Consider the following 11869-nt stretch of genomic DNA (forward strand, 5'->3'; position numbering starts at 1 on the left):
AGTGGTCGGCTGTGTTATCATACCGCCTCTTTCGCCCAGGCTGGGTGCTTTAGCTAAATTAGGTAAGATAAAAATGAACATAGTTCAAGGTAATATCGAAGCGAAAAATGCAAAAGTGGCGATCGTAGTATCGCGTTTCAATAGCTTTGTTGTTGAAAGTCTGCTTAGTGGCGCACTAGATACTTTAAAACGTTTTGGCCAGGTTCCAGATGAAAACATTACTGTTGTGCGCGTACCTGGCGCCGTAGAATTACCACTAGCTGCTCGTCGAGTTGCTGCAAGTGGAAAGTTTGATGGCATTATCTCACTTGGTGCTGTGATCCGCGGTGGAACACCTCATTTTGATATGGTTGCCGGTGAATGTAATAAGGGACTTGCTCAAGTAGCATTAGAGTACGACATCCCCGTTTCTTTTGGTGTGTTAACAACTGATACCATTGAGCAAGCCATTGAGCGCTCAGGTACAAAAGCGGGCAATAAAGGCGGCGAAGCTGCATTAAGCTTGCTTGAAATGGTTAACGTGCTTCAAGAGTTAGAAAAACAGTTGGTATAGTAGGAAATTTAATGAAGCCTTCAGAGCGCCGCAAGGCACGCCGTTTAGCCGTTCAAGCTATTTATTCATGGCAGCTAACAGACAACAATGTTGCTGATGTTGAACATGAGTTTTTAACCGAACAAAGTTTAGACGGTGTTGATGTTGCTTATTTTCGTGAGCTTTTAGCGGGCGTTACAGCTAAAGTCGCTCAGATAGATGAATTACTAAAACCACACTTAGACCGTGATTTTAGTGAAGTATCACCGGTTGAAAAAGCCATAGTACGTTTAGCAACATTTGAGCTGACCTTCAAAAAAGATGTCCCTTTTAAGGTTGCCATCAATGAAGGTATCGAACTTGCTAAAGCTTTTGGAGCTGATGATAGTCACAAGTTCGTCAACGGTTTGTTAGATAAAATCGTTAGAAATAAGTAATCCTAGAAACGGTATCTTCGGATACCGTTTTTTTTGTATTAACATGCTTAAAAATAAGGTGGGCGGGTTTTTCCGACCAGTGCTAGCGTGAAAGAATTCCAACTTATTGAACAATTTTTTAAAAACCGTGGACAAAAGCGCCGTGATGTCATCTTAGGCATTGGCGATGATTGTGCTTTGGTACAGCCCGCCGAAGGTAAGGTGATTGCTATTTCATGCGATACCTTAGTTGAAGGCGTGCATTTTTTTGCTGATATGCCAGCACATGCTCTTGGCTATAAATCACTGGCAGTGAATTTGTCTGATTTAGCTGCCATGGGAGCTGAACCTGCCTGGATGACATTAGCGCTATCTTTACCTGAGGTCGATACCCAATGGCTTGCTGATTTTAGTAATGGATTATTTGAAATCGCAGACTACTATAGTGTCGCTTTAGTGGGGGGCGATACCACTCGAGGACCCCGCTGTATAAACCTGACCATTAATGGGCAAATTCCTAAAGGTAAATCGTTAAAGCGCAGCGGTGCAAAAGTCGGTGACTGGATATATGTGACCGGAACTTTAGGGGATTCAGCCCTTGGACTCGATATGCTGCAGGGAGTGCAAGCGGTTAAGCCAGAGTATAAAGAATATTTACTGAACCGACATTATTATCCCACCCCAAGGGTGCTAGCAGGACAAGCGTTACGTGGTCTTGCATCTAGTGCGATTGATTTATCTGACGGTTTAGTCTCAGATCTGTCCCATATTCTTAAAGCATCTAATGTAGGTGCGACTATTAATGCTAATGCAATTCCATTGTCTAGCTCACTAAAAAACAGCGTGACAGCTGAACAAGCTCTAGCCTATGCTCTAACTGGGGGGGAAGATTATGAGCTATTATTCACCGTACCCGAGTCACAGCGTGGCGCAATAGATACCGCCTTAATTCATTCGGGGGTGAAGTTTGTTAACGTTGGTCAGATTTGTTCTGGTGATAAAGTCAAATTCACTTTAGACGGCCAGCCCTTCATGCCAGAGTTTAAAGGTTTCGAGCATTTTTAATGAAGTTATTCTCTCAAGACCCGGCGGTGAAACGTTTACGTCTATCTAATCCTATTCACTTCCTTGCTCTGGGTTTTGGCAGCGGCTTAGCGGCTAAAGCCCCTGGCACCTTCGGCACTATTGCAGCCATACCTTTATATCTATTAATGAGTCACTTAAGTCTGCCAATATATTTAGCTTTGACGCTATTAATCGTGCTGGTGGGTTTTTATATTTGCGATAAGGCAGCAAGTGATATGCAAGTGCATGATCATGGAGCTATTGTGTGGGATGAAGTGGCAGGTTTACTTATCACGTTAATTGCAGCTCCAGCAGGATGGATATGGTTATTAGTCGGTTTTGGTTTTTTCCGGTTCTTTGACATCCTCAAACCCTGGCCAATCAGGTGGTTAGATGCCAAAGTACATGGTGGCTTTGGCATTATGATTGATGATGTTTTAGCAGGTGTTTTTGCATTTATGTGTTTGCAGGCATGTGCTTATTTTTTCGGATAATACAACTTTAACGTTTTTTGCTCTCTTTTCTAAGTTGTATTGATTGTTTTTGTAATTGTGTTATTTTCTCCGATTGCTCAAAGTATTTAACCATATCCGTGTTTAAACAGCTGATCACTTTACCTATTGGGTTATATTTCATCGCCCAAATTTTTTCTATCGTTGAGTCATAGCCACAATACGCAAAACTCTGCTCGTTCTGCTCATCCTTTGCTTTTAATTCAGCCATTGAATCTCTCACCATAGCTTCACTTAATTGATTTTTGATGACTTGTTGGTATTGATTCATGATCCTTTCGGCATTCATGTTAAGGCTATCATTTAACTTGAAAAAAAGGCTAATAAGCCATTGTTGATAATAGTTAATATCAGATAAAGGGTAGGTATTACTCAGCATTTCAATCATCACAGCTTTTACAAATAGATATTCTGCTGCAAATACTCTTTGAATACTTTCCTCTGACAGTTTACTGCTAAGTTTCCATGCTGCAGGGTAAGTGCCATTAAGAGGTGCTTCTGCAGCAAGTATTTTCACTCCCCAGGCTAGGTTTTTTTGCATTTTACTGCCCGCTAAAGAGAAGGTTGCAAGGTCGCTTGATGAATGAAAAATAGTGTTCCAAAATCGATAATCAGCATCAATAAAGTCATTAATAAAACTAGGGCTGCCAGTGCGTGAACTCAATAATGCATTTAGCTCAGCAAGCATCTGAATATTAGATAAGTGAGTGAAATTAATTTGTGGTCTATCTGCTGAGTTATCTAGACTTTCATGCCACAAAGGCAACGTAATAATCTGTTGATATTGATTAATTAAATCAACATGACTTGTCAGCATAAACTTAATGTCTACTAAGTTACCCGCTATAAAATTATGACAATTTTCAATTAATTCTTTATGGCAGGTTTGTTGATATTGTTGCAGCAATAAGTGCTGCACATCTGACAAAGGAAGGATTAAAGGGGCTTGCTGTGTACCTACTATCTGCTGCGCTAATACAAAAGCGTTCTGACTTTCATTAACCGTTTCAAGTAGAGCCCACTTTTCCAATTGTTGAGTATTCACCGACAAGTAGCGGTCTTCAATATTAATATAAACTAAAACAGCAAAGATAAGAGCCAGCAAAAATATGATTGAAGCTACACTATAGACGGCTATTTTAAGTATTGACTTAAGCATTCTTACCCTTGATTTTATTATACTTTTAATTCAGGCCCTATTTCGTTGATCATTATAGTGAATTTAGGGAAAGCCCATATTAGTGGTATTTAACTCTTTATTGCAACAGTTCTCTGGCATTCGCTAGGGTGTTTTCAGTGATAATATCGCCACCTAATAAACGGGCTAATTCGTTTATGCGCTGCTCTTTATCTAAATTTTGCATTGTCGTTTCAGTTTGCCCACCTTTGTTGAACTTGTTGACAAACATATGTTGATGACCATTACCAGCCACTTGCGGTAAATGGGTAACACAAAAGACTTGTGTTGAATCCCCTAAACTTCTTAACATTCGGCCAACCACTGCTGCAGTAGGTCCTGAAATACCCACATCGACCTCGTCAAATATTAATGTTGGGGTAGAGACTTTTTTAGCGGTAATAACTTGTATACCTAAGCCTATGCGCGATAGCTCGCCCCCAGAGGCCACTTTAGCAATCGGTTGTAATGGCTGTCCTGGATTGGTGCTAACTAAAAACTCCACTTGGTCACAACCCAAACTGTTACTCATTTCAGGGTTAAAGTTTACCGCAATATTAAATTGGCCTTTTGGCATGTTTAATTCATGGATTGAACGAGTGACTAATTTATCTAACTCTTTAGCATAGCGAGCCCGGCTTTGACTGAGCTTTTGGGCATGGGTTAAATAGGCCTCACGGCTGAAAGCTAACGCCTGTTTAATCTCATCTAATTTAGTTTCATCATCAGACAACCCAACCAGCTCAGCTTTTAGCTGTGCATGATGAGTTGATAAGTCTTCAGCACTCACATGATGCTTGCGTGAAAGTTGCATTGCAGTGGTTAAACGCTTCTCTAAATAGGTAAAGTGTTCAGGGTCTAATTCTAAACGGCTAAGATAGTCTTCAATTTCAACTGTGCTTTCTTGTATCTGAATTAATGCTTCATTAAGCATACTGGCTACAGGGGCTAACTTTTCATCCACGCTTTGTAAATTATCTGCTAAATGGATCACTTTATTTAGCAGTGATTCTATGTTGAATTCTTCACCTTCGGTCAGTAGATCTAAACTGGCCTGACAGGTTTCAATCAGTTCAGTACCATTAGCAAGGCGTTTATGTTCTTGTTCTATTTCAACAAATTCACCGTCAGCTAAATTAAATTCATCTAGTTCTTCAACTTGATATTGGAGTAACTGTTTGCGGGATATACGCTCATGTTGCGCATGTTCGAGCATTTTAAGCTCATTTTCGATCTGCTTATTACGTTGATAGCTGGCATGTACAGTGTCAATTAACAGCTTATGGTTGGCGTAGCTGTCTAGTAGGGTAAGTTGATGCTCACTTTTTAGCATTGCGTGGTGAGCATGCTGACCATGAATACCAATGAGTAATTGGCCTATGCTTTTAAGTTGGGCAATAGGTACTGGGTTGCCATTGATATAAGCTCGTGAGCGACCATCACTGTTAATGGTGCGGCGTAAAATGCAGTCATCTTCATTATCTAGGTCATTATCTTCTAACCAGCGCTTAGCTTGCGGCACATCATGCAATGTGAAGCGGGCACTGACTTCGGTTTTATTAGCTCCAGGTCTCACCGTATTGGCATCACTGCGGTTACCTAAACATAAACCAAGCGCATCAATAGCAATAGATTTACCTGCACCTGTCTCACCCGTTATGGTGGTCATACCGGCTTTAAAATCTAATTCTAAAAAACGTACAATAGCAAAATTGTTGATGCTGAGTTGGCAAAGCATAATGAATTCCTGTCAATGAAACTATCAAACCACTGTATTGATAAACAGTATATACTGATTTTTTATACAGTAAAGTAGTAGCCAGAAAATTATCTTTGGTTATTTGTTAGACTATCTGAGTGTGTTAATTAACCATAAGATTTTAATAGAGTTTCTATTATAGGTAAGCTAACAAAGGTCATTAATGTGCCATATAGAATACCTTGTGCGCTGCTATTGGCATTAATTTGGTATCGTTCGGCCAATAAATAGACGCTTGCTGCCGTTGGCAAGGCGGCTAACAGGACTCCCATGGTCAGTAGTTCATGTTCTACGCTAAAGAGTTTCAGTAATCCAAAGGCAATAAAAGGTTGAATTATTAATTTGAGTAAGTTGATTAAACTTATTTCTGCAATCATGCTGGGGCTGAACATTTTTGCAACAGATTGATGCTGAAACGCTTTGGCAAGTACCATTCCGATGGCAAATAGTGCGCAAGGGCTAGAGGTACTACCTATTTGGTGCAGCACCAATGATAGGCTTTCGGGTAAGGTGATATGCAATGCCGATAAGCTTATACCTATCATGCTGCCTAGCACTATCGGATTTTTATATAATGCATTAGCCATAATGACGATAGCATGATCTGCGGACTGTTTGTCGCGGCTGGCAAGTTCGATAGAGACTAGTGCAAAGGCAAACATAAATACCGACAGCAGGCTGGCGATGGCTGCCGCGACTAATGCGATTTTGTTACCAGGAAATAACAGGCTTAGTAATGGAATACCAATGAATGCTGTATTGCCAAAGGTGGCATTTAATGCGCGCATAGCTGCAATAGCTTGCTGCTTAGGTTTGCGCCATAAGGATACGACTATCACGAGTGCGTAGGTGATGATCATCGCCAGGCTAAATCCACCTATAAATCCCCACTGAATAATATCTTCAATGCGCGTTTCAGCGAGCACAATCAATAAAATTGCTGGAAAGGCAATGTAGTAAACAAATTGATTGAGGATTAGATTGGTATCTGCTGGTAGAAATCTTAATTTTTGAACAATACCGCCGAGTAACATAATAATAAACACAGCGATCAGCGGGGTAAGAATACTGGACATCCCTCGCAATTCCTTAACAAAATAATAGTAAGTCTACTTTACTTTGTTTTAATAAGAGGATGCAATTAGGCTAAAGTTAAACACGTGTTTATTTATTCAGTTTTAGGTTTAATGTTACTGAAGAGCTTAAATTTACTGAAGATAGTGCGATAAAAGCCTGAATAATATCAGGCTTTTGAATATTTTTTAGTGATAGTAGGTTAGTACTACAGACTAATGCCAATATTAGATGCACCAGCTTCGATAATATCTTTACGTAAGCCTTTAACTAAGTCTGGATGAATATCTGGATTTGCTTCAATAATATCTAACAGCATATTTTGTAGCCCTTTTTCTTCTAGCATCACAGGATGGGCAAAAACATAATCATCTAATGCTTCATCCATTAAGTTCTCATCACTAAGGGCTTCAATATAGTTAGCCACAGTGCTGGAAGAAAGTTTGCTGATATTGATTATGTCATCTTCAATTTTATCCGCAATAGCACTCATTAAGGTTGAGATTGCTACCACAGCATCCATAGCCGGATAAACACCATAAGCTTCAAAATCGCTTGGGTCAGGGGTGTTTTCTTCTAATTTTTGTAAGTGAACATCTACATTGTATTTGTTTTTCTTGTCGTACTGGCTTTGCCATAGTAAGTCTAGAGCTGTTGATAAGACAGCTGGTTGGCCGAACTCGCATACCTCAGAAAATAGCTGGTAATTAGGTAGCATACGCTGGCATAAAGCGATAGCAAATAATTGTTTTTGAGGTAAAGATAACGCTTTTAAACGTTGAAAAAATCCAGGTTTATGAGTCATGCGTGATGTCCATCGATAACTGTTCTAATACTTGAGTTGCCGCCGATTCTACCTTAGTTAGCTCATCAAGTAACTCAAGTATTTCCGGTTCTAGCTCACTGGTCGAGGTTTTGTGCTTTAAAGCAGATTCTATTTCTTGGCAAAGCTTCTGGGTTGTCGGTACGCCACAATAGCAGCTTGCCCCATGCAGTTTATGGACTGCCTGTAGCATCTGTGCTTGATCCTGCTGTTGCAGTGCCAACTCAATTGTTGCGATTGTGCTGGGAATTGAGTCTACCAGCATCTGAAGCATTTCAAGTGCTAAGTCTGGTTTTTGGCTTGCTTGGCTTAAGCACAACTCCCAATTAAGGGTATGAAGCTCAAAATGGGTAAATTTAGGTTTGGCTACCCAACGATTAATCACTTTTCTTAACGATGATTCATCTATGGGTTTGGGCAAAAAGGCATCCATACCCGCAGCTAAAATATTTTCTCTTTCTTCTGCAATCGCATGGGCTGTGACTGCAATTATTGGCGTGTGGCGGTTCATTGATTCATGACGTATGCGTTTGGTTGCGGTAATGCCATCCATTCCCGGCATCTGAATATCCATAAAGATTAATTCAAAGCTTTTACTCCTCGCCAGTTTAATGGCTTCTTGACCATTTTTAGCTGTGGTGACGTTAACAACTAATTCTTGTAATAAAGTATCAATAAGCTTCAAGTTGGCAATATTATCATCTACAGCTAACACCGATACATTCAAACGTTCGATATTAGTGCCAGGTGCGATAGGCAATAACTGTTGTAATGCTTTAGGGGTCGGCGGGTAAATTAAATGCCTTGCTAATTCCATATCATTGATTGGAACGTTCAGGAGTAAGTCGCTGTTGGGTTTTAAATGCTGATTAATGATGTCTTGGTCTATGCAATCATGCAGTAAAATCAGACATTGAGTATGATTTTTCATGACCTGTAATTGTGAGCTAATGTGCTCAGGACTATCAAAACCATGACAGCTTGTTAAGATATAATCAAAATGGATATTTTTTTGTTCAAGGGTTGTATTGAGATGATCTAATTGTCCCACGCTGGTCAGTTTTAAATGCCACGATTCTAGGCGCCTATTCAAGGTGTCACGTGTCAGCTCTCTTGGTTCAAATAACAGGATAGATTTACCCTGCAGTACATCCATTGGTAATACTTCACCTATGTCAAATTGGCTTGTGCTAAGGGGTAAAATAAACCAGAAATTTGAGCCTTTATCTGGGCTTGAGGTGAATCCGATTTGACCGCCCATTTGGTTAATGAGGCGTTTGGTTATCACTAGACCTAATCCTGTTCCGCCAAAGCGGCGAGATATCGATGAATCTGCTTGGCCAAAAGCTTGGAATAGATATTCCTGCTGGCCTTCATTAATGCCAATACCTGTATCGATGACTTCACATCGCAGCGTCACAGTATCTTCATTATTACCAACAAGGGTAATTTTTAGTATTACACTACCTTGATCAGTAAATTTGATTGCATTGCCGACTAGGTTGGTAATAATTTGATTCACTCGCATTGCATCGCCGCTAACACTTTCCGGTACATTAGAATCAATATCAATAATAAGTTCTAAGCCTTTTTCCCTTGCGCTACCGGCGATAAGACTTAAGGTGTCAGCTAAGGTTTCACGTAATGCAAAAGGCATTTTTTCAAACACCATTTTACCCGCTTCAAGTTTAGAGAAATCAAGGATGTCATTAATGATCCCTAATAAATTACTGGCGCTTCGCTCAATTGTTTTAATGTAATCGAGTTGGCTCGAATGAAGCGGAGTTTTAATTAACTGTCTTGAAAATCCTATTACGCCATTGAGCGGGGTGCGTAGCTCGTGTGACATATTGGCTAAAAACTCAGATTTAATTCGACTGGCTTCTAGTGCACGTTTTTTAGCTAAATCTAGTTCAACGTTTTGAATTTCAATTTGCTCTAAGGTTTCCCGTAAATCTGAAGTTGCTTGATCAATATTTTGTTGCATCTCGTCATGATATTCAGACAAGGAGCCCGCCATGGCATTAATGCCTCGTTTAAGTAAGTCTAATTCACCAATCAAATTACCATCTAAGCGAGTATCAAGTTTTCCTTCGCGAATTTTTGCCACAACCCTGACCATTTCGGTAATGGGATGATTGACGTGTTTAACTAAGCGAAAGGTAAAGAATAGGTTAAACTGAACCCCGATTAACACAATAATAAACGCGGCAATGGCGGCCCTGTGTTGCTCTAATAGAGCATTTTCTTTATTGATTAATATCGCGATATAGCCAATAACTTGTTCTTGCTTACTGTTGTATATAGGTTTTGCCATACTTTGGCTATGAACCGTATTTTGTTGATTAAGGGAGTCAAGCGGATCTTTATTTGATTGCTTATTAATAAAAGTCAGTGGATTAAAATGCGTATTGGAAACAATAGGGCTACGAATGACTAAAATATCTTCCAAGGTATTAAACTCAGTCGCATCTAACTCAGACAATGGCTGCTGGGTGCGCATGACCTCGAAGTCTTTATGATAATGAGAGGTAACAAATAGTTGATTTTGGCTATCGAAAATCGCGATGGAAAGTATTAATGAGGCATTTTTCATTTGTGTTGCTGAAAGCAGTTTCTTTGTTGATTCTCTGTCTTCGGTGACAATACCAAACTCACTGGCTATGGCTAATGGCTCGATAATATTACTGCCTTTTGCCATGAGTGTGTCTTCAAGTTCATAAAAGCGGTTTATGGTGAAGTAACTTCCAAGTAGAATACCCACCACAATGGTAGGAGCCAATGCCAGTACCAGTACCCACGAACGAAGGCTATATTTAGTCATATTTTCGGTACTTTTCATGGTCTTGGTCGAGGTTCCTGCAATAATTTATTGATATTCAGTCTAGACTGCCAGAAAGCGCGCACTCTTGACTAGTGTTTTATTCACTTCTAGAGGCCGAAATGGCACAATTTTTTAAAGCTAAACCGAACAAATCTAAGCAATTATCAGCAAAGCTTAGCCTTGATATTACCCAATTGGATCATTTGGGTGCCGGAATGGCACAATATCAGGGCAAAGTCGTGTTTGTTGCGGGAGCACTTCCTAATGAAAAAGTCACAGTGCAGCTGACAGAGCAAAAGAAAAGTTATGCTAAAGCTAAATTGATAAAAATTGATAAAGCGAGTGCCGCAAGGCGCGAACCTCTTTGCCCCCATTATGTGCAATGTGGTGGCTGTGATTTACAACATTTAGATGTAGATGCCCAGCGTGAGTTTAAACAGCAGGCATTAACTGAGCTAATGACCAAATTGGGTAATAACACCTTAGAGCCGGACATTATTGCACCAGCAATAACAGGCGATGCGTGGCACTATCGACGAAGAGCGCGTTTGGCTGCTGTTTTTGACAAAAAAACCAATCATTTGCAACTAGGTTTTCGTCAATCAGCATCCAGTAACATTGTTTCTATCACCCAATGTAACGTGTTGGCTAAACCCTTATCTGATTTGATCACCCCGTTTGCGGTGAATTTAAACCAATTAAAATCCAAAGCTAGTCTAGGTCACTTAGAATTAAGTATCGCTGAAAATGGCTTGTTTGCGGTGCTGCGCGTCACTAAGGTGTTACCTGCATCCGATATTCGTTGGTTAACTGAGTTTGCTGCAAAGCATCAAATCTGTTTATTGACTCAAGATAATGACAACCAATTAACTCAATTGCATCCCAAAGTCGATGAGGCTAACGCACAAGTGACTTTGCCTTACTACCCTTTAGCTGGAAGTGCAGACACAGAGCAGCCATTGCGCTGTGAGTTTACCCCTGGCAATTTTGTGCAAGTTAATGGTGAAATAAATCATGCCATGGTACAGCAAGCGATTACTTGGTTAGATCCACAAAAAGATGAGCGCATATTAGATTTATTTTGCGGTGTGGGTAACTTTTCTCTTCCTTTGGCGTTAAGCGCATCGAAAGTGATTGGGGTGGAGGGTGTGCCTGAAATGGTACAGCAAGCGAAAGATAATGCGGCATTGAATCAGCTAGATAATCTCTCTTTTCATCATGCAGATTTAAGTGCAGATCTGACCCATGAAAAGTGGTTGGGTAAAATTGACAAGCTATTACTCGACCCTGCTCGAGCTGGCGCGTTTGAAAGCTTGCAATGGCTTAAAAAAATGCGCCCTAAAAAGGTAGTGTATGTTTCGTGTAATCCAGCAAGTTTAGCCCGTGACAGTAAAGTGCTGATTGAACAAGGGTATCAACTGCAACAATTAGGGATGGTCGACATGTTCCCGCAAACTCATCATATTGAAGCTATGGCACTATTTGAATTAAATGTCGAGTAAAGCCAACTTTACTAGGGAGTAGGACAGTTATCTATATTGATATAAAGCTGAGTAACGCTAAATAATGAGTAAACATAGTCATTTACATTTTATTGAATTGATAAATAGCAGCGATACGCTCAATATAGACTTTATAAAATTTGGGACTATTACCAAGGTGAGTTGAATTTTGCGAGGTGTTTGAT

At 40.1% G+C, this 11869-nt stretch carries 10 protein-coding genes; 5 read left to right on the forward strand and 5 right to left on the reverse strand.

Going from position 1 to position 11869, the window contains the following annotated elements; translation table 11 throughout:
• Positions 1 to 73: 73 nt before the first annotated feature.
• The 4 genes from ribH to ACRWQN_RS07045 all read left to right on the forward strand — a co-directional run bounded on the left by ribH (position 74) and on the right by ACRWQN_RS07045 (position 2507).
• Positions 74 to 553 (forward strand): 6,7-dimethyl-8-ribityllumazine synthase, encoded by a 480-nt coding sequence (ribH, locus tag ACRWQN_RS07030; protein WP_226410669.1) that lies wholly within the window; start codon positions 74 to 76, stop codon positions 551 to 553.
• Positions 554 to 564: 11 nt separating this feature from the next.
• Positions 565 to 969 (forward strand): transcription antitermination factor NusB, encoded by a 405-nt coding sequence (gene nusB, locus ACRWQN_RS07035; RefSeq protein WP_226410668.1) that lies wholly within the window; start codon positions 565 to 567, stop codon positions 967 to 969.
• An 87-nt stretch (positions 970 to 1056) separates the two neighbouring features.
• Positions 1057 to 2013, forward strand: coding sequence for a thiamine-phosphate kinase (thiL, locus tag ACRWQN_RS07040; RefSeq protein WP_434940296.1), 957 nt, complete (start codon positions 1057 to 1059; stop codon positions 2011 to 2013).
• Positions 2013 to 2507 (forward strand): phosphatidylglycerophosphatase A family protein, encoded by a 495-nt coding sequence (locus ACRWQN_RS07045; RefSeq protein ID WP_434940297.1) that lies wholly within the window; start codon positions 2013 to 2015, stop codon positions 2505 to 2507. Before thiL ends, ACRWQN_RS07045 begins: the two co-directional genes overlap by 1 nt.
• 7 nt (positions 2508 to 2514) lie before the next feature.
• On the opposite strand, the gene ACRWQN_RS07050 is transcribed toward ACRWQN_RS07045, so the two are convergent.
• The 5 genes from ACRWQN_RS07050 to barA form a co-directional block, all read right to left on the reverse strand.
• Entirely contained in the window at positions 2515 to 3684 is a 1170-nt protein-coding gene (locus ACRWQN_RS07050; protein ID WP_434940298.1) for a hypothetical protein, read from the reverse strand.
• A gap of 97 nt (positions 3685 to 3781) precedes the next feature.
• Positions 3782 to 5440, reverse strand: a complete 1659-nt coding sequence (recN, locus tag ACRWQN_RS07055) for a DNA repair protein RecN (RefSeq protein WP_434940299.1) — start codon at positions 5438 to 5440, stop codon at positions 3782 to 3784.
• 128 nt (positions 5441 to 5568) lie between these two features.
• Positions 5569 to 6537, reverse strand: a complete 969-nt coding sequence (locus tag ACRWQN_RS07060) for an AEC family transporter (RefSeq protein WP_434940300.1) — start codon at positions 6535 to 6537, stop codon at positions 5569 to 5571.
• A gap of 206 nt (positions 6538 to 6743) precedes the next feature.
• A complete protein-coding gene (locus tag ACRWQN_RS07065; protein WP_434940301.1) occupies positions 6744 to 7340 on the reverse strand; it encodes a YjaG family protein in 597 nt (198 codons plus the stop codon).
• Positions 7330 to 10200, reverse strand: a complete 2871-nt coding sequence (barA, locus tag ACRWQN_RS07070; RefSeq protein WP_434940302.1) for a two-component sensor histidine kinase BarA — start codon at positions 10198 to 10200, stop codon at positions 7330 to 7332. The genes ACRWQN_RS07065 and barA overlap by 11 nt, the downstream gene beginning before the upstream one ends.
• A 101-nt stretch (positions 10201 to 10301) precedes the next feature.
• Between barA and rlmD the strand changes: the two genes are divergently transcribed.
• Entirely contained in the window at positions 10302 to 11684 is a 1383-nt protein-coding gene (gene rlmD / locus ACRWQN_RS07075; protein WP_434928594.1) for a 23S rRNA (uracil(1939)-C(5))-methyltransferase RlmD, read from the forward strand.
• The last annotated feature ends 185 nt before the right edge of the window (positions 11685 to 11869 follow it).

This window comes from Shewanella sp. HL-SH8, from assembly GCF_051165765.1.
Classification (GTDB): Bacteria; Pseudomonadota; Gammaproteobacteria; order Enterobacterales; family Shewanellaceae; genus Shewanella; species Shewanella glacialimarina.

Coding starts and splice junctions, on each gene's coding strand:
- ribH (WP_226410669.1), top strand. CDS start 74: ATGAACATAGTTCAAGGTAATATCGAAGCGAAAAATGCAAAAGTGGCG.
- nusB (WP_226410668.1), top strand. CDS start 565: ATGAAGCCTTCAGAGCGCCGCAAGGCACGCCGTTTAGCCGTTCAAGCT.
- ACRWQN_RS07045 (WP_434940297.1), top strand. CDS start 2,013: ATGAAGTTATTCTCTCAAGACCCGGCGGTGAAACGTTTACGTCTATCT.
- ACRWQN_RS07050 (WP_434940298.1), bottom strand. CDS start 3,684: ATGCTTAAGTCAATACTTAAAATAGCCGTCTATAGTGTAGCTTCAATC.
- recN (WP_434940299.1), bottom strand. CDS start 5,440: ATGCTTTGCCAACTCAGCATCAACAATTTTGCTATTGTACGTTTTTTA.
- ACRWQN_RS07060 (WP_434940300.1), bottom strand. CDS start 6,537: ATGTCCAGTATTCTTACCCCGCTGATCGCTGTGTTTATTATTATGTTA.
- ACRWQN_RS07065 (WP_434940301.1), bottom strand. CDS start 7,340: ATGACTCATAAACCTGGATTTTTTCAACGTTTAAAAGCGTTATCTTTA.
- barA (WP_434940302.1), bottom strand. CDS start 10,200: ATGAAAAGTACCGAAAATATGACTAAATATAGCCTTCGTTCGTGGGTA.
- rlmD (WP_434928594.1), top strand. CDS start 10,302: ATGGCACAATTTTTTAAAGCTAAACCGAACAAATCTAAGCAATTATCA.